Annotated in this window: 20 protein-coding genes; 11 read left to right on the top strand and 9 right to left on the bottom strand. The window is 36.1% G+C overall.

All coding sequences use genetic code 11. The annotated features are described in order from the left end of the window. The first annotated feature begins 25 nt into the window (after nucleotides 1–25). From kbl to QW060_RS14575, 3 genes are all read left to right on the top strand, one after another. Nucleotides 26–1,219 (top strand): glycine C-acetyltransferase, encoded by a 1,194-nt coding sequence (gene kbl / locus QW060_RS14585; protein WP_290364199.1) that lies wholly within the window; start codon nucleotides 26–28, stop codon nucleotides 1,217–1,219. A 117-nt stretch (nucleotides 1,220–1,336) separates the two neighbouring features. After that, nucleotides 1,337–2,761, top strand: coding sequence for an OmpA family protein (locus QW060_RS14580; protein ID WP_290364198.1), 1,425 nt, complete (start codon nucleotides 1,337–1,339; stop codon nucleotides 2,759–2,761). 63 nt (nucleotides 2,762–2,824) lie between these two features. Next, nucleotides 2,825–5,581, top strand: coding sequence for a PD-(D/E)XK nuclease family protein (locus tag QW060_RS14575; protein ID WP_290364197.1), 2,757 nt, complete (start codon nucleotides 2,825–2,827; stop codon nucleotides 5,579–5,581). On the opposite strand, the gene QW060_RS14570 is transcribed toward QW060_RS14575, so the two are convergent. Continuing rightward, on the bottom strand, nucleotides 5,582–6,364 hold the full coding sequence (locus QW060_RS14570) for an alpha/beta fold hydrolase (protein ID WP_290364196.1): 783 nt from the start codon (nucleotides 6,362–6,364) through the stop codon (nucleotides 5,582–5,584). A 113-nt stretch (nucleotides 6,365–6,477) separates the two neighbouring features. Here QW060_RS14570 and QW060_RS14565 point away from each other — a divergent pair, with 113 nt between their 5' ends. From QW060_RS14565 to QW060_RS14555, 3 genes are all read left to right on the top strand, one after another. Then, nucleotides 6,478–6,882 carry an energy transducer TonB gene (locus QW060_RS14565; RefSeq protein WP_290364195.1) on the top strand — a complete coding sequence of 135 codons (405 nt, stop codon included), beginning with the start codon at nucleotides 6,478–6,480 and terminating at the stop codon, nucleotides 6,880–6,882. A gap of 92 nt (nucleotides 6,883–6,974) precedes the next feature. Beyond that, nucleotides 6,975–7,358 (top strand): hypothetical protein, encoded by a 384-nt coding sequence (locus QW060_RS14560; protein ID WP_290364194.1) that lies wholly within the window; start codon nucleotides 6,975–6,977, stop codon nucleotides 7,356–7,358. Between the two features lie 18 nt (nucleotides 7,359–7,376). Continuing rightward, nucleotides 7,377–8,090 (top strand): hypothetical protein, encoded by a 714-nt coding sequence (locus QW060_RS14555; protein WP_290364193.1) that lies wholly within the window; start codon nucleotides 7,377–7,379, stop codon nucleotides 8,088–8,090. 24 nt (nucleotides 8,091–8,114) lie between these two features. Here the strand turns inward: QW060_RS14555 and miaE are convergent, their stop codons facing one another. Further along, a complete protein-coding gene (gene miaE / locus QW060_RS14550) occupies nucleotides 8,115–8,696 on the bottom strand; it encodes a tRNA-(ms[2]io[6]A)-hydroxylase (RefSeq protein ID WP_290364192.1) in 582 nt (193 codons plus the stop codon). An 89-nt stretch (nucleotides 8,697–8,785) separates the two neighbouring features. Here miaE and QW060_RS14545 point away from each other — a divergent pair, with 89 nt between their 5' ends. After that, nucleotides 8,786–10,006, top strand: a complete 1,221-nt coding sequence (locus QW060_RS14545; protein ID WP_290364191.1) for a glycosyltransferase — start codon at nucleotides 8,786–8,788, stop codon at nucleotides 10,004–10,006. Nucleotides 10,007–10,083: 77 nt separating this feature from the next. Further along, the gene (locus QW060_RS14540; RefSeq protein ID WP_290364190.1) at nucleotides 10,084–11,358 is read left to right on the top strand and encodes an OmpA family protein; all 1,275 of its coding nucleotides are present in this window, start codon (nucleotides 10,084–10,086) and stop codon (nucleotides 11,356–11,358) included. Between the two features lie 63 nt (nucleotides 11,359–11,421). Here QW060_RS14540 and QW060_RS14535 read toward each other — a convergent pair whose 3' ends face one another. The 3 genes from QW060_RS14535 to QW060_RS14525 form a co-directional block, all read right to left on the bottom strand. Beyond that, nucleotides 11,422–13,605 carry a polyribonucleotide nucleotidyltransferase gene (locus QW060_RS14535; RefSeq protein WP_290364189.1) on the bottom strand — a complete coding sequence of 728 codons (2,184 nt, stop codon included), beginning with the start codon at nucleotides 13,603–13,605 and terminating at the stop codon, nucleotides 11,422–11,424. 172 nt (nucleotides 13,606–13,777) lie between these two features. Beyond that, a complete protein-coding gene (gene rpsO / locus QW060_RS14530) occupies nucleotides 13,778–14,047 on the bottom strand; it encodes a 30S ribosomal protein S15 (protein WP_290364188.1) in 270 nt (89 codons plus the stop codon). Between the two features lie 104 nt (nucleotides 14,048–14,151). Beyond that, the gene (locus QW060_RS14525; protein WP_290364187.1) at nucleotides 14,152–14,619 is read right to left on the bottom strand and encodes a GAF domain-containing protein; all 468 of its coding nucleotides are present in this window, start codon (nucleotides 14,617–14,619) and stop codon (nucleotides 14,152–14,154) included. An 86-nt stretch (nucleotides 14,620–14,705) separates the two neighbouring features. Here QW060_RS14525 and QW060_RS14520 point away from each other — a divergent pair, with 86 nt between their 5' ends. Genes QW060_RS14520 through QW060_RS14510 form a run of 3 tightly spaced genes read left to right on the top strand, consistent with a single transcriptional unit; the run spans nucleotide 14,706 to nucleotide 17,780 of the window. Then, nucleotides 14,706–15,131, top strand: coding sequence for an HYC_CC_PP family protein (locus tag QW060_RS14520; RefSeq protein ID WP_290364186.1), 426 nt, complete (start codon nucleotides 14,706–14,708; stop codon nucleotides 15,129–15,131). 51 nt (nucleotides 15,132–15,182) lie between these two features. Continuing rightward, nucleotides 15,183–17,423, top strand: a complete 2,241-nt coding sequence (locus QW060_RS14515) for a TonB-dependent receptor (protein ID WP_290364775.1) — start codon at nucleotides 15,183–15,185, stop codon at nucleotides 17,421–17,423. 18 nt (nucleotides 17,424–17,441) lie between these two features. Continuing rightward, nucleotides 17,442–17,780 carry a heavy-metal-associated domain-containing protein gene (locus tag QW060_RS14510; RefSeq protein WP_290364185.1) on the top strand — a complete coding sequence of 113 codons (339 nt, stop codon included), beginning with the start codon at nucleotides 17,442–17,444 and terminating at the stop codon, nucleotides 17,778–17,780. A 42-nt stretch (nucleotides 17,781–17,822) separates the two neighbouring features. Here the strand turns inward: QW060_RS14510 and QW060_RS14505 are convergent, their stop codons facing one another. The 4 genes from QW060_RS14505 to QW060_RS14490 form a co-directional block, all read right to left on the bottom strand. Then, a complete protein-coding gene (locus QW060_RS14505) occupies nucleotides 17,823–18,206 on the bottom strand; it encodes a DUF779 domain-containing protein (RefSeq protein WP_290364184.1) in 384 nt (127 codons plus the stop codon). A 10-nt stretch (nucleotides 18,207–18,216) separates the two neighbouring features. Next, nucleotides 18,217–19,728: an aldehyde dehydrogenase family protein gene (locus QW060_RS14500; RefSeq protein WP_290364183.1), complete on the bottom strand. Its 1,512-nt coding sequence runs from the start codon at nucleotides 19,726–19,728 to the stop codon at nucleotides 18,217–18,219. 135 nt (nucleotides 19,729–19,863) lie between these two features. Further along, entirely contained in the window at nucleotides 19,864–21,492 is a 1,629-nt protein-coding gene (groL, locus tag QW060_RS14495; protein ID WP_290364182.1) for a chaperonin GroEL, read from the bottom strand. A gap of 41 nt (nucleotides 21,493–21,533) precedes the next feature. Next, nucleotides 21,534–21,809, bottom strand: a complete 276-nt coding sequence (locus tag QW060_RS14490; protein WP_290364181.1) for a co-chaperone GroES — start codon at nucleotides 21,807–21,809, stop codon at nucleotides 21,534–21,536. Nucleotides 21,810–21,950 lie beyond the last annotated feature (141 nt).

Genomic DNA, 21,950 nt, shown 5'->3' with positions numbered 1-21,950 from the left:
AATTAATCAAACACAGTAACGAAATATGTACGGAGCTATTAAGGATTACCTGCAAAAGGAACTTGACACAATAAAGGATAATGGACTTTTTAAGAAAGAACGTATTATTGTTTCTCCGCAGGGAGCTGAAATTAAAATTGATAACGGACAGACCGTTTTAAACTTTTGTGCCAATAATTATTTGGGATTATCCTCGCACCCTGAAGTGGTACAGGCAGCAAAAGATGCACTTGATTCGCATGGTTTTGGTATGTCATCTGTTCGCTTTATTTGTGGAACTCAGGATATTCATAAAAAGTTAGAAGCTGAGATTGCTTCTTTTTACGGAACAGAAGATACTATTTTATATGCGGCAGCTTTTGATGCAAATGGCGGTGTTTTTGAACCTTTATTAGGTGCAGAAGACTGTATTATCTCGGATAGTCTTAATCACGCCTCTATTATAGACGGGGTTCGTCTTTGCAAAGCAGCGCGTTACCGCTATGAGAATAATGACATGGCGGACCTTGAAAAACAACTGATACAGGCTAATGAAGAAGGCAGAAGGTTTAAGCTTATTGTTACCGATGGTGTTTTTTCCATGGACGGTTTAGTAGCGCCTTTGGATAAGATTTGTGATCTGGCAGATAAATATGATGCAATGGTAATGGTAGATGAATGTCATGCGGCAGGATTTATCGGAGCTACCGGAAAAGGAACGATGGAAGCTAAGAATGTGTTAGGAAGAGTAGACATTATCACAGGAACACTTGGTAAAGCATTAGGGGGTGCTATGGGCGGATACACAACTGCTAAAAAGGAAATTATTGAGATCTTACGTCAGCGTTCAAGACCCTATTTGTTTTCTAATTCTCTTTCACCGGCTATCGTCGGAGCTTCTTTAAAAGTTTTCGAGTTACTTTCTAAAGATACTAAATTACGTGATCAGCTTGAATGGAATACCAACTATTTTAAAAAAGGTATGAAAGAAGCTGGTTTTGATATCATTGACGGGGACTCAGCAATCGTTCCGGTTATGCTTTATGACGCTAAACTGTCTCAGAACATGGCAGATAAGTTACTTGAAGAGGGGATTTATGTAATAGGATTCTTCTTTCCGGTAGTACCAAAGGAAAAAGCAAGAATCCGTGTGCAATTATCTGCAGCTCATACTCAGGAACATCTTGATAAAGCAATTAAAGCATTCATAAAAGTAGGAAAAGAGCTTAAAGTAGTGTAATATTAACATATATAGTGCATCAGGATTAAAAATAATTAACATATTTTTTTGTTTATTACGATTAACAATGTATTTTTGTCACTATATTACAGTAAGTAAAAAAAATAAATAATAGTTATGAAGCATCTAAACAAATTATTTGCAGCTGCTGTCATGTTAGCCGGAGTTTCGGCTAATGCGCAAACAGCTGATCAACCTTGGGCAGTTTCTGTAGGGGTTAACGCAATCGACGGAGCACGAGTTAGTGCAATGGGTGGCGATGTAAGTCAACGATTCGGACAATATTTCCAAACTGATAACTGGAGTATTTTACCATCAGTTTCTACTTTAAGTGTAAACAGATACTTAGGTGGTAACTTATCTTTTGGTGTTACAGGTTCTGTAAACAAAGTGAAGAAAGTAGCAATGGGCGTTTTTGTGCCTGGAACTGAAGATCCGGTTGATTATACTTTACAATCTACAGATTTAATGTATTACGGTGTTGATGGTATGTTTAAATACAGCATCGGTGGTTTAATCGGTTCTAAATGGTTTGATCCTGTTGTGAACCTTGGTGGAGGATATACTTTCTTAGGGAAAGCTTCATCAGGACACGTAGCCGGAGGTTTAGGACTTAATATTTGGTTTTCTGACAATATCGGTTTAAGCATTTCATCTACTTACAAAAAACAATTTGAAGATGATGGTGTTGATAGAGCAAATGATATTTCAGTACCTTCACATTTACAGCATATGGCTGGAATTACTTTCCGTTTCGGAGGTAAAGATACAGACGGAGATGGTATTTTAGATAAATACGATGAGTGTCCTGAAGTTTTCGGTCTTAAAGAATTCAACGGATGTCCTGACTCTGACGGAGATGGTATTCCTGATCATTTAGACAACTGTCCATTCGAGCCAGGTCCTGCAGAATTTAACGGATGTCCTGATACAGACGGAGACGGTATTCCTGATATCAATGATGAGTGTCCTGAAGTTCCTGGATTAGCACAATTCAACGGATGTCCTGATACAGATGGAGACGGTATCCCTGATCATAAAGACGAGTGCCCTGAAGTTCCTGGTCCAAAAGAAAACAACGGATGTCCTTGGCCAGATAGAGACGGAGACGGAGTGCCTGATCATTTAGACGAATGTCCGGATGTTCCTGGTCCAGCTTCTAACAAAGGTTGTCCTGAAGTAAAAGAAGAGCACATCAAACAATTGAATGACTATGGTAAAACAATTTTATTCAACACGAATAAATCTACTTTCCAGGAGAAATCATTCGCAGTATTGGATAACATGGCTAACGTGATGAAACAATTCCCAACAGCTAAGTTTGCAATCGAAGGTCACACAGATAGTTCAGGAAGCGATAAAATCAATGATCCGCTATCTTTAGACAGAGCAAATGCAGTAAGAGATTATTTGATCTCTAAAGGAATTAAAGCTGATCGTTTAACTGCTGAAGGATTCGGATCTAAACGTCCAATCGATACAAATAAAACAGCAGCTGGTAAAGCTAATAACCGTCGTACAGAAGTTAGATTAATCAAATAATTTACGACGACTTTAATAAAAAGAAACGCCTCATATATGAGGCGTTTTTTTTATATTTAACCTATGCAAAATATTACCTTTCTTGATAAGTTAACACAGCAGCTATTTGCCGATTTTGATTCGGACTTTAGTGAAACTATTATTGTTTTACCTAATAAAAGAGCAAAAGTTTTTCTGTTGGAACGAATGAAAAAGTATGCTGATACTACTTTCTTTGCTCCTCAGATTATTAGTATAGATGAGCTGATTAAAGAAATGGCCTCAGTAAATGTATTGGATCCTGTAGCTTTATTGTTTGAATTTTATGAAGTCTATAAAAGCATCACTCCGAAAGAAAATCAACAAGCTTTTGAGGTGTTTTCGAATTGGGCAAAAATGCTCATTCAGGATTTTAATGAAATAGATCGTTATTTATTGAATCCCATCCATGTTTTTTCTTATCTTAAAGATATTGAGGATATTAAACATTGGTCCCTGGATCTTGAAAACAGAACTTCTATGATTCAGAATTATCTGAATTTCTGGGAAACACTGCCTTTGTATTATAATCAATTATATGCCCATTTATTATCTAAAAAAGCCGGATATCAAGGATTGGTTTATAGAGAGGCAGTAAATAATCTGGAATATTTCTCTAAAAACAGATCGCATTTAAAATATTATTTTTCCGGTTTCAACGCTTTGAATCAGGCAGAAGAAAAAATAATTCAGTATCTGCTGAAAAATAATCAGGCGAGAGTATTTTGGGATCAGGATATTCAGTTTTTGAATGATCCTTATCACGATGCAGGATACTTTGCAAGAAAAATAAAAGAAAATTGGGGATACTACAAAACACATCCGTATGAATGGATAGTAGACGAATTCCGACACCAAAAAGATATTCATGTCATCAGTACTCCAAAAGCAGTTGGACAGGCTAAAATCGCAGGAAAAATTATTGAAGATCTCCAGAAACAAAACAGTGATCTCACCAAAGTAGCGGTAATTTTAAGTGACGAAAAATTACTGATGCCAGTATTGTATGCGCTCCCGAAATCTATCAAGGGGTTCAATATTACTATGGGATATGAAAGTGCTTCAAATCCTATTCAAATCTTTTTGAACAAGGTATTCAAAATGCATATCAACGCTTTAAAAAGAAATCAAAAAAACTATGTCTATTATCATAAAGAAGTAGTTGAGGTATTGTCACATCCTCTGTTATTTCATCTTCTAAACGGAGATAATGTAGTAAAGAAAATCAACAGAAACAATCTTACTTTTTTCTCTAATGACACCTTACGGGAACTACAGGACAAAACAATACCATTTTATGAACTGGTTATCGGCAAATGGGATATTCCAGTAAAGGAAATCGTTGAAAGAATACAGGAAATTATACTTCATATCAAAAAATACCTTCAACAGATAGAAGACCGCCTGTCGCTTACTTTTCTTTTTAGTATGTATAAGGCAGTAAATCAAATCAAAAATTACGTAGATACGTATGAAGCTGTTGCTACACCTGAGCAGTTGTATATCATGTATAAACAAATTGCAGATCTGGCAGAAGTGTCTTTTGAAGGAGAGCCGTTGCAAGGTTTGCAGATTATGGGGGTTTTGGAAAGTCGTGTTCTTGATTTTGATACTGTAATTATAACATCACTCAATGAAGGAAAGTTTCCTTCAGGTAAATCAAATAATTCTTTCATTCCATACGATGTAAAACAGGAGTTGGGTTTGCCAACCTATAAAGAAAAAGATGCGATCTACAGTTACCATTTTTATCATATGATAAAAAGAGCCGGTAATGTATATCTGATTTATAATTCAGAAACGGAAGGTATGAACAGTGCTGAAAAAAGTCGTTTTATTACACAACTTGAGATCGAAAAGCAACCAAACCATAACCTTATTAATTCTGATTATTATTCTTTCATACCAGACAAAGCTTATGTACCGGTCACTATTCCCAAATCTTCCGAATTATTGTCTGAATTGAAAAAAATAGCGACTGAAAAAGGATTTTCTCCATCTGCTTTGTCCAATTATTTGAGAAACCCTATTCAATTTTATTTTCAGCGTATTTTACGCATTCGTGAATTGGATGAGGTGGAAGAAAATGTAGCGTTAAATACTTTGGGAACTATAATTCATAACTCATTGGAAGAATTGTTTCGTCCTTATCTGAATCAATACCTTACGTTGGAAAATATGCAACAAATTGAACAGAAGGTAGAAGCTGAAATCAACAGTCAGTTTGAATTAATTTATTCAAACGCAAAAGATAAGCTCGGTAAAAATCTTCTGGCCTATGAAGTTGCTAAAAGAAATATTATACATTATCTGAATTTTGAAAAAGAAGCCATAATAAATGGTGATGCTATAAAGATACTTGCTCTTGAGAAAGAACTGTCTTATGAAATTACAGATGAGAGATTGCCTTATCCGGTTAAGATTTCGGGTATTGTAGACCGGATTGAGATCCGAAACAATACCTTGCGTATCATTGATTACAAGACAGGCAGGGTTGAGAAAAATCAGGTGCGTATCAAAACTTTTGATGGATTGACTACAGATTTGAAATATGAAAAAGTTATCCAGCTCTTAGGGTATGCATTGATGTATCAGAATGAGGAACAGTTATACCCTCTTGAAGTTGGTATTTATTCTTTTAAAAACCGAAAAGGAGGCTTTTTGTTGTTCAATCTTGAACAGGATAAACACATACAAACGGTTATCAGCCCAGATATAATTGATGCTTTCAAAAATGAACTCATCGGACTGATTTTAGAAATATTAGACCCAAAAATAGCATTTGAAGAAAATATGGGTTAATTATTTCTTTTTCAGAAAGACGGACAGCGTATTTTGTACTTCATTCGGATGCTCTAAAACCGACATATGACCTCCGTTCAGAAAAAGAGTTTCTACTTCTGTACCAACAGTCTGATCTTTTATGTCATCTATAGCAATAACAGTATCATGTATACCATTAATCATCAGTTTGGGATAGGGGCCGAAGTGGAGTAGTACCTCTCTGTCTTCTCTGATTTTCATACCTTCAAGAGAAGCAATAATACCTTGTACCGGAGTGCGAAGACCTGTAGCAATACTTTCCTCAATTTCCTTTTTTAGCGTTTCCTGAAATTCAGATAGAAACAAATTACTGATAGCCATTTTTATAAAAGCATCACTGTTTCTTTTAACTACTTCAATGGCTCTGTCTCTATTGTTTTTTCGTTCTTCACTATCAGCTCTTGCCGATGAATTGATAAGAACGAGATTGCGTACATAATCGGGATAGAGTTCTGCAAAAGCAAGGGCAATATAACCTCCCATAGAATGACCAATGAGGCTTACTTTTCGCAAGCGTAGTTCCGTAAGCAAAGAAAAAAGCATATCGGCATGATCCTCCATTGTATGTATATACCCCAAGCAGCCCGATTGACCGTGACCTAATAAATCAACAGAAATTATTCTGTATTTTGTCTCAAATGAAGTGGCAAGGTTTTTCCACATGGTATGATCTTCCAGAAAACCATGGAGAAAGATCAGGGCATTCCCTTTTCCGGAATCCTTATAATAAATGGTAGTATTTTTGTAAATGAATGTGTTCAAAACTCTCCCGTTTTTAGCAAAAATACTTCTTATAATAGGAGTAAAAGAGGTTTTTTAATGTTTTTTTTCACTATACTATTAACAAAAGTTGTTAAATTAGCCCAAAAAATCATATGAAACATTTAACTACACTCCTAATGCTGCTTTTTTGTATGCACTCTTTTTCTCAGACTTTAAAACCATCTCCTACTTCGGAAGAAGAGCCTATATATGAAACAGTTGATAAAGTTGCTTATTATATGGCAGGTTACGGGAAATTCTATGAAAGTATTCAGGACAACATGATTTGTCAACGAGAGAAAATTAAAAAGAAGAACTTAGAGATACTGCTTCGTTTTATTGTTGAAAGAGACGGTACAATTTCAAATCCTGAAATTTTAAAATCTGATCTTTCTGCGTGCAATGCTTCTGTTTTACAGGCTGTAAAAGGGACAAAAGGTTGGATTCCGGGGAAAATAAACGGCAGAGTAGTAAGATCTTATGTAACTTTACCGATACATTTACAAAAAGCAAAATAACAATATATCAGTATAGAGACTTCATCACTCTGTTTTGCTGTTATTTTAATTTTGATTACAACTCTGTAAAACAAACTAAATTACGATCTAATATGAAAAAAGTATGGATGTTTCTTTTGTCAATTCCAGTTATAGTATCTTGTTCTGTCAATAAGGAGAAAGATGGTGTTAGGGTAGGCAAATGGCGTTATCAGACTAAAAAAGATCGTGCAGAAGGAGCGCTTATAAAAGGAAGGTATGACAAAATGGGTAATGAAAAGGGTATCTGGTTATATTATGATGGTCATAAACGTGTGCGCAAAGAAGTATATCATAAAGACTATTGTATCAATTATCTTTTTTATGAAAACGGAAATATATCGGAGTTTGGTCTTAGTAAGCAAAGAACAGATGATAAAATGATTGTCTGGGACAAAAAAGGGAAATGGTTTCTCTTTGATGAGCAAGGAACACTCGTCAAGATTATTTCATATTAATTTAAGGAGATATTTAAAATGCCGTATTCGAAACTATTAGTGTTCTTATTTTTTGGGATCACTCAAATACTTTTTGCACAGGATCCCATAACTTCCATTGTAAAAAAAGCAACTCCGGTTGTGAGCAAGGAGGAGTTTTCCAAAGAACTGCTTCAAAAACTGAACATACCTGAAGACAAATTTCTGGGAATAACCTCAGAAACATTAGATGTTAAACTTAGCTTTTTTGTTCGTCCTGACGGTTCCGTTTCCAAATTGAGGGTTGTTGAAGATGAACTTGGTTTAACTGCCTATTTTACAGAGGTTTTTGAAAAATTGCCACTTTGGAATCCGGCGGAAGATGAAAATGGAAAAAAAGTGTCGTCGCGGGTTACAATGGTAGTAAAGATTTATAACAACTTATACAGCAGTCCTTATTATAAACCAGCTATTCCTAAAGGTGGATATGAAGACCTGAATAAAAAGATACGTAAGGGAATGAATCTGAACGATAAAGACTGGGCGGTACTCAGAACGCATCAGTTAGTGCAATTAACGGTTGTAGCGTATTATGAAATTTCCGAAGAAGGAAAAGTAACCGGTATTACACTCGATAACCATATTTCTAAACTCGATTATCGCTTTTTAAAAGCTTTTGATACCAAAGAAAACTGGTATCCGGCAACTTTTAAAGGAGTGCCTGTAAAGTCTAAAGTAAGTTATGCTTATACGCTTGATTTAAACTGGTATTAAAAAAGACTCTGTAAAGAGTCTTTTTTATCCGTGTACAGTTTCATTTTTTCCATAGTTCTGTATAAGCTGACCTTCAAAATCCAACCATTCTTTCCATCGCTTATCTACATCTGTCTTTTCACTGTACTTCTTTGCAAACTTAATAAAAGTAGTGTAATGAGAGGCTTCACTAATCATCAGTTCTCTGTAAAAATCGGCAAGGCTTTTATCTTTGATATTTTCAGATAATACTCTGAAACGTTCACAACTTCTTGCTTCGATCATGGCTGCAAACAATAAATTATCGATAAAGGCATCATTTCTGCTGCCGTCTTTTTTCATGAATTTAAAAAGCTGATTTACATAATCATCTTTGCGTTGTCTTCCCAGTGAATAACCCCTTTCTTTAATGATTTCATGAACCATTCTGAAGTGTTCCAGCTCTTCTATAGCAATTTCAAGCATAGTCGTTACTAAATCTTCGTATTCAGAGTTATATGTGATGATGGTAATAGCATTGGTAGCAGCTTTCTGCTCGCACCAGGCGTGATCTGTCAAAATTTCTTCTAAATTCCCTTCGGCAATATTAGCCCAGCGTGGATCTGTCAATAATTTTAAACCTAACATATTTTGTACTTTAAAACGCTAAAATTACGAATAATATTTATCATACGTTTTATTACAGTAATGAGAGATGTTTTCGTTATTTTGCATTTATGAAACAAAAAGTACTGGTCATCGGTCTGGTCTGGCCAGAACCAACATCTTCAGCAGCCGGTTGGCGCATGACACAGCTTCTGGATTTTTTTAGAGTTCAGGGATATGCTGTTCATTTTGCATGTGCAGCCCAGAAAACACCAGCTTCCTATAATTTGACAGATGATGGTATTATTGAGCATGACATTATGCTAAATCATTCTTCTTTCGATGAGTTCATCAAAATTTTAGAACCTGATGTTATCATGTTTGACCGTTTTATGATAGAAGAACAGTATGGCTGGAGAGTAAGAGAAGTGTGTCCTGCTGCACTTACAATTCTTGATACTGAAGATCTGCATTTTGTAAGAAAAGCCCGTGAGATAAGCTATAAAAAGAAAATAGAGGTCGATTTTTATACAGAAGAGGCAAAGAGAGAGCTGGCTGCTATCTTGCGTTGTGATTTGACATTGATTATTTCAACTTCAGAAATGGAATTATTGATCAATGAATTTAAAATTCCCGCAACAAGTCTTTTACATTTACCTTTTATGCATGCTCCACTCACAACCGAAACTGTTGCAAAATGGGTACCGTATGAAGAAAGAAATCACATCATGTTTATTGGAAATTTCTGGCATGAACCCAATTATCAGACTGTCCGATATCTGAAAGAATATATATGGCCTTCATTGAAAGAAAAGCTTCCCGATGCTGAACTGCATATCTACGGTTCTTATGTTTCACAAAAAGTAATGGAACTGCATCAGCCTAAAAATCGGTTTTTTATCAGAGGAAAGGCTGAAAATGCTATAGCAACTATGTCGCAGTATCGCTTATTGCTGGCGCCAATAGTCTTTGGAGCAGGGCTCAAAGGAAAATTTGTTGATGCTGTGTATGCTGGTTTACCATCTGTAACTTCAACTATTGGAGCTGAAGGGTTGTTTAAAGAAAACTGGCCAGGTTTTATTACGGATAAAGTGGAAGAATTAGTAGAACGCTCCTCAAGCCTTTTTCAGGAAGAAGTTCTATGGAAAGAAAAACAGCATTTATCTGTATCGTTTCTCTATCAAAATTTTGATAAAGATACTTTTTATGATCAATTTGAAAATAAGTTAAGTATCATAACAGAAGATGTTATGAAATGGCGTAAGCAACATTTCATCGGACAAATTTTACTGCAACAACAGTTTCTGGCTTCACGTTATTTGTCCAAATGGATAGAAGAGAAAAATAAGTAATGATGTTTTAAAGTTAATTTTTTAGTTTTTTTCTTATTTTTTATTTAAATTTAATGTAAAATTATAAAAATGAAGCTATGGAAAATTCTATCATTCAAAGGATTAAATCCTACATTTCTCCTGAGTTAATTGACAATTTAGGGTTTACGACCAATGAGCCGGAAGCCAATATCAACAAGGGTTTTGATATCGCTATTCCTGCCATTCTCGCAAGTTTATTTCAAAAAGACAAAAATGCTTTATCGGGGTTATTTACCAGTGTAAAAAGTATTTTTACAGATGAGAATACAGATTTTGCTACCAAGATTTCAAGTATGCCTTCTGTTTTGTCAGAATTGTTTGACGGACATAAATCGGAAGTAGTAAATTCTATTTCAACTGCGGCGGGTATTGGTCATGGTTCAGCAGAAACTGTTTTGAATACATCCGCTCTTGGTGTTTTTGATTATTTAAAAGGAATTGCTCCTGATTTTGATTTGGGAACTATTAAAGAGTTTATTGGTACTAATTTTAGTTCTGTAAGTTCTTTATTACCTGCTGGTTTGGCTATACCGGGAATTACCGGTTGGACGGATACTCATAAAATTGATGTAGATCCGGCAAACAATGTGCCGCCACCGCCAGTAACTCCTCCCGTACCACCGACCCCAGTAGAAACACATCATTATGCTTCAAATGAAGAAGCCAGAAGACAAGATAAAAAAGAAGGAAGTTCTATTTTAAAAATATTGATTCCGCTATTACTTGGAATTGTATTGATTTTTATTTTATACAGATCCTGTAATGAACACTTTATCAGTACAAGCGACACAACTGACCGTACTGATACTGTAACTACCTCACCAGCTTCCACGCCATTATCAGAAAATACGACACCTGCAACACGTGAGAAACTGAAAGTAGAATTACCTGGAGGTGTTACTCTGGACGCCTATAAAGGAGGTATAGAAGATCGATTGGTGGCTTTTCTTAAGACCGATTATAAAGGAAAATCTGAAGAAGAACTGAAAAATGTCTGGTTTGATTTTGATAATCTGAATTTTGAAACCGGTAAAGCTGTTGTTACAGCAGATTCTAAAGTGCAATTGGATAATATTGTCGCTATTTTAAAAGCATTTCCGGATGCTAAAATTAAAATAGGAGGCTATACTGACAAAACGGGAAATGAATCTTATAATCTGAAATTATCGACAGATCGTGCTATGACTGTGAAAAAGTATATTGCTGATGCCGGATTGGGATCTCAGGTAACCGGAGCAGAAGGATATGGATCAGAATTTGCTACAAGAGATGCTTCTGCAAGTGAAGAAGAGAGAGCTTTAGACAGAAGAATTTCGGTAAGTCCAAGATAGTCCTGTTTATTAAAAATAAAAAATCCGCTTTTATAAGCGGATTTTTTTATATAGCGAAAGGGATTATTTTTTATCTCCTTCTTTTTTAGGCTGATTATTTGCTGAATCTTGTGATTCAGGTTTTTTATCCTCTCTTGGAGGACGAGGTAATAAAGCTTTACGGGAAACTTTTGGTTTCTTTGTTTTAGGATCTAATCCTAAATATTTTACTTCAATTACATCTCCTTCTTTAAGAATATCAGAAACATTTTCAACACGCTTCCATTCTAATTCAGATACATGGAGTAAAGAATCTTTACCCGGTACAAATTCTACCACAGCACCAAAATCTAATATTTTAGTAACTTTTACAGTGTAAACATCACCTTCAACAGGAGCAAATGTTTGGTTTTGTATGGTTTGGATCGCTTTGTCCATTCCTTCCTGAGACGTTCCTAAAATTTCAATAATTCCGAAGTTTCCTTCTTCATTAATAACAATTGTAGTTGCAGTGTCAGCCTGTAAATTCTGAATATTTTTTCCACCTGGTCCTATAACAGCACCGATGTATTCTTTAGGAATTTCAAACTTGATGATCTTAGGAGCATGTGCTTTTACCTGTTTGTTTGGTTCAGCAATTGTATCGGTCAATTTTTCAAGGATATGAAGACGTCCGTCACGAGCCTGTTTCAAAGCCTGTTCCATAATGTCGTATGCAAGACCTTCTATTTTGATGTCCATCTGACATGCTGTGATTCCGTTTGCAGTACCAGTAACTTTGAAATCCATATCACCAAGATGATCCTCATCTCCTAAAATATCTGATAATACAGCCCATCTTCCGGTCTTCGCATCAGAGATTAATCCCATAGCAATACCAGAAACTGGTTTTTCTATTTGTACACCGGCATCCATCAAAGCCAATGTTCCTGCACATACAGTTGCCATAGATGAAGATCCGTTAGATTCTAAAACGTCTGATACTAAGCGGATTGTGTATGGACAGTCATCAGGAACCATGATTTTTAAAGCACGTTGTGCCAGATTACCGTGACCAACTTCTCTACGAGATACCCCTCTTAATGGTTTTGCTTCTCCGGTAGAGAAAGGAGGGAAGTTGTATTGTAAATAAAAACGCTCTTCTCCTTGTTCACTTGGCAAATCTATTACGTTCGCTTCTCTTGAAGTACCTAATGTTACTGTTGCCAGTGCCTGAGTTTCACCTCTGGTAAATACAGCAGATCCGTGTGCAGATGGTAAATAACTTACTTCGCACCAGATTGGGCGGATTTCAGTTGTTTTACGTCCATCTAATCGAATACCCTGATCCAGGATAAGGTTGCGGACCGCCTCTTTTTGTGTTTTAGAAAAATACTTAGAAATAAGTTCATTTTGTTCCAAAACTTCTTCTTCAGTAAAAGTAGCCAGTAGTTCTTCTTTTAATAAAGAGAATTTCTCACTTCTTTCGTGCTTTGCACTCGCTTCTGAAGCAATGTCGTACAGTTTCTGATACGTGAAAGCATGTACTTTTTCAAGGATTGCTTCATCATTAACTTCAGGCTCATACTCACGGTAAGTAAGGTTTAGAGCCGCTCTCATTCTTTCCTGAGCTTCGATCTGTTTGATAATCGCTTCATGGGCAAACTTAATTGCTTCCACCATCTCCTGCTCAGAAATCTCTTTCATTTCTCCTTCAACCATAGCAACAGAATCTTTAGAGGCACCAATCATCATGTCGATGTCTGATTCTTCTAATTGTTGTTTGCTTGGGTTGATAATAAACTGTCCGTTGATTCTTCCTACTCTTACTTCAGAGATGTAATTGTAAAAAGGAATGTCCGAAACAGCCAAAGCTGCTGAAGCAGCTAAACCAGCCATTGCATCCGGCATTACATTCTCATCATGAGACAATAGCTGAATCATGATCTGAGTTTCTGCATGATAATCATCCGGGAAAAGAGGACGTAATACGCGGTCTACTAAACGCATGGTTAAAATTTCTTTGTCGCTCGGACGTGCTTCTCTTTTGAAGAAACCTCCCGGAAAACGACCTGCAGCAGAGAATTTTTCTCTGTAATCTACAGTTAATGGTAAAAAGTCAACTCCAGGATTAGCAGTTCTTGCAGAAACCACTGTAGCTAATAGCATAGCGTCTCCTGTGCGCAGAACAACAGAGCCGTCTGCTTGTTTGGCTAATTTGCCGGTTTCGATCTCAATGGTTCTTCCATCTCCCAGATCGATAATTTCTTGGGTTACTTTAGGAATCATAAAATTCTTTTAGTTCTTAAATTAAACAAAGGGTTTTTGTTTTGCCTGCCAGGCAGGCTGATTGTGTTGTTGTGTTGTTGTGTAGTTGTTTGAAACCCAATGAAAAACCAAGCTTTTTAGCTTTTGTTTTGCTTAAAAAAAAAGAGGCGCAAAGGCACCTCTTTTTAGTTGATTATTTTCTAATATTCAATTCTTTGATAATCTCACGATATCTGTTGATCTCTTTTTTCTTTAAATAATCAAGAAGACTTCTTCTTTTACCTACTAACAAAACTAATGAACGCTCTGTATTATAATCATGACGATTCTTTTTTAAGTGCTCAGTTAAGTGAGAGATTCTGTAAGTGAACAAAGCGATTTGCCCTTCAGCAGATCCTGTGTTTTTTGCATTTCCTCCGTGTTTAGCGAAGATTTCTTCTTTTGTTTCTTTAGTTAAATACATGCCAATATTATTTAATGATTTTTATGTAAGAATTAAAACTGATATTTAATTCGGTGCAAACTTACATTAATTTTTTTAATTATCAATCATTTTTTAATTTGTTTTTATCCTTGATTTTCAGGGTAATGCTTTGCAATTTCTTTGTTTAGCCATACAAGGAATTCTTCATCTGCGCTTGTAAAGGCTTTAATTTTATTAGAGTCGATGTCTATTTGACCTATGTTTTCTCCGTTTACAAACAGCGGGATGACGATTTCTGATTTTACATTTATGTTGCAGGAAATATAATTGTCTTGATTTGTCACATCATCTACAATAAAGTTTTCATTACTCACTGCTACCTGACCGCAGATTCCCTTTCCGAAAGGAATGATGGTATGATCTGTTGGCTCGCCTGCAAAAGGGCCTAATATAAGTTCTTCTTTTTTTCCGTTTCTGAAATAAAAACCTACCCAGTCATAATGTGCTATCTCATCGTGTATCAGATGACAAATCTGTAAGAGCTTTTCTTCAAACAGCAGATTGTGGTTAAGAATATCGTTTGCTTTTATTTTTAATTCTTCAAAGGTCATAATATAAGCTGGTTGTTAAAATTATTTGTAAATAGGTATAAGAGTATGATAAAAAGATTAAATTTACCAAAAAATATTTTACAATAGTGTATTTCAAAAAACAGATTGCTTTTTTACTTGCAGCTTTTCTTTTGTTCTCCAATGTAGGACTGGCTGTAAATATGCATTATTGTCAGGGAAAAATTGAAACGGTAACATTGAGTTATCACTTTGCCTCATCCCCAAAGGACCATGAGCAAGATAGTCATTCCTGCTGTAAAGAGAAACCGCAGAAGGAACAGAAAAAAAAGAACTGCTGCTCAGATGAAATTGTAAAAAAGGTGGGTGATCAGGTTATCGTTAAAGTATTAAACTTTCATGTAGATGCTTATGTGCCTTCGGGCTATTCTTCTTTCTTTTTTAATGTAACTGCTACTGAGTTTATTCCCCAAAATACATTTACTGCTTTTTATATAGATAAAAATGCACCACCGCTTTTCAAACTTTACCAACAATTTTTATTATACGCATAAGTACCGTTTTTTCAATCACAGATAGTTTATTGATTAACTTTAAGTATGTTTATAATGAAATATTATATGATGCTGTGCCTGTTGGTTCTTTCTTTGAATCTGCAAGCACAGGATGTATTGAAAGGTAAGGTTGTAGATGAGAAAAATCAACCCCTTTCTTCAGTGGCAGTGATGTTTGCTGATGCTTCTTTTGGTGTTGAAACCGATGAAGAAGGAAAATTTGAAATTCCGTATGTGGAAGAGAGTATTCTCTCAGTTTCCTATGTAGGTTTTATTACCCGGGAAATAAAAGTGGTATCTGCAGATGATCTGTTGATTCAGTTGAAGACTGAGGATACGTTAGATGAACTGGTTATCGCTGCCCGTCGGAAAAATACTCAGAGATCTCTGACATCCAATACCAATACAATAACCATGAATAGCGGAGAATTGCTCAAGGCTGCCTGTTGTAATCTTGCGGAGTCTTTCGAGACCAATCCATCTATTGATGTCAATTTTTCTGATGCGGTTTCTGGTAGTAAGCAAATAAAAATGTTGGGACTTACAAGTCCGTATATATTAATAGCTGAAGAGAATATTCCTACTGTAAGAGGAGCGTCTCAGGCCTATGGTTTGTCTTTTATCCCGGGTACATGGGTAGAGAGTATTCAGATAACCAAAGGTGCAGGAAGTGTTGTAAATGGGTATGAAAGTATTTCAGGGCAAATCAATACTGAATTGATTAAACCAGCTAATGATATTCCCTTTTATTTGAATCTTTACGGTTCTACTGATGCCCGCTTCGAAATCAATGCTCATTTTAATGAGAAAATTTCAGACAAATGGAGTTCTAGTTTATTTGTACATGGCAACAGCAGGGTAAAAAAGAACGATATGAATCACGATGGATTTTTAGACAATCCGTTGGGGAGTCAGATCAATGTGATGAATCGTTGGCAATATATCAATATGGAGAAAGGTTGGGTCGCTTTTCTAACGGCTCGCTATATGAAAGACGAAAAGCAGACAGGTGAAACTGCTTTTGACAAAGATAAGGATAAACTGTCAACTGTATTATGGGGTTCTGAAATCAATACTGATAAGTTTGACGCTAATGCAAAAATCGGCTATGTTTTTCCGGATCAGCCCTATAAAAGTTTTGGTTGGCAAAACTCATTCAGTTATCACAAACAAAATTCGTATTACGGGTTGAATCAGTTTGATATTACGCAAAGAAGTATTTATTCTAATTTTATCTATAGTTCTATCATCAGCAATACCATGCATACTTTCTCTACCGGGGCTAATTTTGTATATGATAATTATAGTGAAGATGTTGTCAATTTCGGATCTGTGAATTACGACAGAACGGATAATTCTGTAGGTGCTTTTTTTGAATATACCTATGATAATGCAGATAATTTTGCTTTGGTATTAGGGTTGCGTGCCGATCAGTCTAACCGTTTAGGTTTATTTGCTACACCAAGATTACATATGCGCTATAATCCATGGGATAAAGCCGTTTTGAGAGCGTCAGCAGGAAGAGGAAAGCGCATTGCAAACATCTTTGCAGAAAATCAATATCTGTTTGCGAGTTCCCGAAAGTTTAATATAATGGACGAAGGAGGAAAAGCATACGGGATGAATCCTGAGATTGCATGGAATTACGGAATCAGCTTTTCACAGGGATTTTTACTTTTCGGAAGAAACACAGAGATTGCATTCGATTTCTACAGAACAGATTTTCAGAATCAAATCGTAGTAGATATTGATCAATCTGCACGTAGTGTTAACTTTTATAATCTGGAAGGAGCTTCATTTGCGAATTCCTTTCAGTTTGATGTAACGTATAATCTGGCTAAACACTTAAATATCCGTTCGGCTTATAAATATTATGATATACAGACAGATTATAAATCAGGTACACTTGAACGTCCTTTGCAGGCAAAACATCGTTTCTTTACTAATATAGAGTTTGAAACGCATCAGACGGAAAGAGGCGGTTCATGGAAGTTTGATGCGACATGGAATTGGTTAGGTAAGCAACGATTGCCTTATACAGGTGATAATCTCGCTGAAAATCAGTTGCCATCTTATACCAATCCTTTTTCTACAATAAATGCACAGATTACAAAAGTTTTTTCAGAACGTCTTGAAGTGTATGTAGGAGGGGAGAATATAGGTAACTATCAGCAAAACAGGGTGATATTAGGAGCAGATGATCCCTTTGGTTCAAATTTTGATAGTACTATTGTGTATGCTCCTATTTTCGGACAAATGTATTATGCAGGTCTGAGATTTAAAATAAAATAAAATTTAAAAAATAATAAAATGAAAAATTTAGTAATGATAGTATTAGTTGCTTTATTTAGTTTAACAGCAACAGCTCAGGAAAAGAAAAATAAAAATGCAAAACACGATATCGAAGTGAAAGGAAACTGTGATATGTGTAAAAAGCGTATTGAGAAAGCTGCCTTTGGTGTAAAGGGTGTAAAGTCGGCAGAATGGCATTCAGATGACCAGACCCTGCATTTGATATTAAATGAAGAAAAAACCTCTGCTTTAGAGGTACAGAAAGCAGTAGCACAAGTGGGACATGATACGAGAGATGTTAAAGCTCCGCAAAAAACGTATGACGAGCTTCACGGTTGTTGTCAATACGACAGATAAATAAATTTATGAATGAAAAAGCCTGGCTCTCGCCAGGCTTTTTTAATGTTCATATTTTTTGACTTCTTCTAATTGGTCAAGTTCTTCGGGAGTGAATATGGTATAATTTACTTTAAACGTTTTTCCTTTTGGAATTTCCAGTGAAAATCCGCCTGTTCCGAAACCATCTAATACATCCAGTTCAAACTGAGCATTTTTCCAATATTCAAAGAGGTCTCTGTCAATCCAGAAATCAAATCCGGAAATCTGTCCAATGCATACGTCATTTAAACGCGGATAGTATCCACCTTTTGTAAAGCACATCGGCTGAGTGCCTTCACAGCATCCGCCCGCCTGATAAAACATGAGCGGTCCATGTTCTGCTTCCAGTTCTTTTATTAATTCCAGTGCTTTTTCCGTTGCTTTTAAACGTTTTACTGATCCCATAAGTTTGTGATTAAAAGAAACCTAATTTTTTCTTGTCATAAGAAATAAGAAGGTTCTTTGTTTGCTGATAATGATTGAGCATCATCTTATGATTTTCGCGTCCGATACCCGATTGTTTGTATCCTCCGAACGGAGCGCCTGCAGGATAGCTATGGTATTGATTTATCCAAACACGTCCTGCCTGAATAGCTCTCGGAATCTGATACAGTTGATGTGCATCTCTTGTCCATACCCCGGCTCCTAATCCATAAATAGTGTCATTGGCGATTTCCAGTGCTTCCGCTTCATCTTTAAAAGTAGTTACTGCTAATACAGGTCCGAAAATTTCCTCCTGAAATACACGCATTTTATTGTGTCCTTTTAACAATGTAGGTTTTATGTAATATCCGTTTTCTATGGAACCTCCCAAATGATTTGCTTCTCCGCCGATAAGAACTTCTGCACCTTCTTCTTTTCCTAATTTTATATAATTCAGAATCTTGTCATATTGAACTTTAGAGGCCTGAGCTCCTATCATGGTCGTTACATCCAAAGGATTCCCGGCTTTAATTGCTTTTACTCTTTCAAGAACTCTTTCAATAAATTTATCGTAAATAGATTCCTGAATTAACAAACGGGAAGGGCATGTACATATTTCTCCCTGATTAAGAGCAAATAAAACAGCTCCTTCAATTGCTTTGTCAAGAAATTCATCATCATGATCCATTACAGATTCAAAGAATACGTTAGGAGATTTTCCTCCTAATTCTAAAGTAACCGGTATGATGTTTTCTGTGGCATACTGCATAACCAATCTTCCTGTAGCAGTAGAACCTGTAAAAGCAGCTTTAGCTACTTTGGGATTCGTAACTAACTTTTGCCCTAATTCAGCTCCAAAACCGTTAACGATATTTACTACACCGGCTGGAAGTAAGTCCTTGATAAGGTCCATAAGCACTAAAATAGAGATAGGTGTGCTTTCTGCGGGTTTCAGAACTACGCAGTTTCCTGCAGCCAATGCAGGTGCCAATTTCCAAACCGCCATCAAAATCGGGAAGTTCCATGGAATGATTTGCGCAACTACTCCTAATGGTTCATTAACAATGAGAGATACAGTATTGCTGTCTAATTCTGATAAAGAACCTTCTTCTGCACGGATAACGCCTGCAAAATATCTGAAATGGTCAATTGCCAGTGGTAAATCTGCGTTTAATGTTTCGCGTATTGGTTTTCCGTTATCAGTAGTTTCTACTGCTGCCAGATATTCTAAATTTTCTTCTAACCTGTCTGCGATTTTATTTAAAATGATGCTTCTTTGAGTAGAAGACGTCTTTCCCCAGGTTTTAAAAGCCTCGGTTGCAGCGTCAACTGCAAGTTCCAAATCCTCTCCGCTTGAATGGGCTGCTTTAGTCATTACAGAACCATCGAGTGGAGTGATAACATCAAAATATTTTCCTTTAACCGGAGGTACAAATTTTCCGTTGATAAAATTGTCGTAGTGAGACTTGAATTCAGGTCTGTCGTAAACTGTTTTATTATTCATAATATAAAGTATATTGGGTTTCTTTACAATTTAAGGATATTTGATAGGAAAACGACTTAATCTATGTTAAGTTTTTTGTAAAAAAAAGACCTGATAAAATATCAGGTCTCTCTGTAAGAATAAGTTAGGATATGATTACATCATCCCCGGCATACCTCCGCCCATTGGCATTTGGTTACCGCCTTCTTCCTTAATATCTACTAATGCACACTCAGTTGTTAAGATCATTCCGGATACTGATGCAGCATTTTCTAAAGCAACACGGGTTACTTTTTTCGGATCAATAATTCCTGCTGACAACATATCTACATATTCATCTGTTTTTGCATTATATCCGAAATTACCTTCTCCTTCAGAAACTTTTGCCACGATAACAGAACCTTCTAAACCTGCATTTTCAACAATGGTTCTCAATGGTGATTCAATAGCACGGGCTACAATCTGAATTCCTGTTTTTTCATCCGGGTTTAATGCTTGGATGCTTTCCAGTGATTTTTTAGCTCTTAATAGCGCAACACCACCACCTGCAACGATACCTTCTTCTACCGCAGCACGCGTAGCATGTAAAGCATCATCTACTCGGTCTTTTTTCTCTTTCATTTCTACTTCAGAAGCAGCTCCTACATAAAGTACGGCTACACCACCTGCTAATTTAGCAAGACGTTCCTGAAGTTTTTCTTTGTCATAATCAGAAGTTGTAGTTTCTAACTGTGCTTTTATCTGGTTTACTCTGTTTTTGATTAAATCCGGAGAACCAGCACCATTAACAATGGTTGTATTGTCTTTGTCGATAGAAACTTTTTCAGCTGTTCCTAACATTTCAAGAGTGGCATTTTCTAAATTGTATCCGCTTTCTTCAGCGATTACAGTTCCGCCGGTTAAAATAGCGATGTCTTCTAACATTGCTTTTCTTCTGTCTCCGAATCCAGGTGCTTTTACAGCAGCGATTTTCAATGCTCCGCGTAGTTTGTTTACTACAAGGGTAGATAAAGCTTCTCCGTCTACATCTTCAGCAATGATTAACAAAGGTTTTCCTGATTGTGCTACAGGTTCTAATACAGGAAGTAATTCTTTTAAAGAGGAGATTTTTTTATCGTATAATAAAATGTACGGGTTATCAAATTCCGTTTCCATTTTTTCAGGGTTTGTAACGAAATATGGAGATAAGTACCCTCTGTCAAACTGCATACCTTCTACTACATCTACATAAGTATCAGTTCCTTTTGCTTCTTCAACAGTGATAACACCTTCTTTTCCAACTTTGCCAAAAGCAGTTGCGATTAATTCACCGATAACTTCGTCATTATTAGCAGAAATAGAAGCTACCTGTTTGATTTTGTCAGTTGTAGATCCTACTTCCTGTGATTGATTTTTTAAATCTGCAACAATAGCCTCAACCGCTTTGTCAATACCTCTTTTTAAATCCATAGGGTTGGCTCCGGCTGCTACGTTTTTAAGCCCTTCTTTTACAATTGCCTGAGCTAAAACAGTTGCCGTTGTTGTTCCGTCTCCTGCCAGATCGTTGGTTTTAGAAGCTACCTCTTTTACCATCTGAGCTCCCATGTTTTCAAGAGTATCTGCTAATTCTACCTCTTTTGCTACTGAAACTCCATCTTTTGTTACATGAGGAGCTCCGAAAGATTTAGAAATGATAACGTTACGTCCTTTAGGACCTAAAGTTACTTTTACTGCATTTGCCAATGCGTCTACACCGCGTTTTAATCCGTCACGTGCTTCAATATCGAATTTTATCTCTTTTGCCATTTTTTAAATTTTTAATTTTAACTATTCTTTTTTTAGAAAATTTAGATAATTGCAAGAATGTCATCTTCACGCATGATCAGATAATCTTTGTTCTCAAATTTTAAATCTGTTCCTGCATATTTTCCGTATAAAACAGTGTCGCCAACTTTAACGGTTAACGGTTCGTCTTTTTTTCCGTTCCCTACAGCAACAACAGTTCCTTTTTGTGGCTTTTCTTTCGCTGTATCAGGAATAATAATTCCCGAAGCTGTTTGTGTTTCTGCCGCAGCCGGTTCAATAATCACCCGGTCTGAAAGTGGTTTAATGTTTAGTGCCATAATGAAAATTTTTATGTTTATTTATTTGACTTTTATTTTTGTGTTTATCATTTTCATAAAGTATGCCATTCCAATTTTATGACAGAATGGGATAAAAAAAATGCCAGCATGTCAGTGCTGGCATTGTTATTTTTTTGAATA

The organism is Paenimyroides ceti, assembly GCF_030409925.1.
The sequence above is the reverse complement of the archived record's forward strand: the minus strand, read 5'-3'. Positions and strand labels throughout refer to the sequence as shown.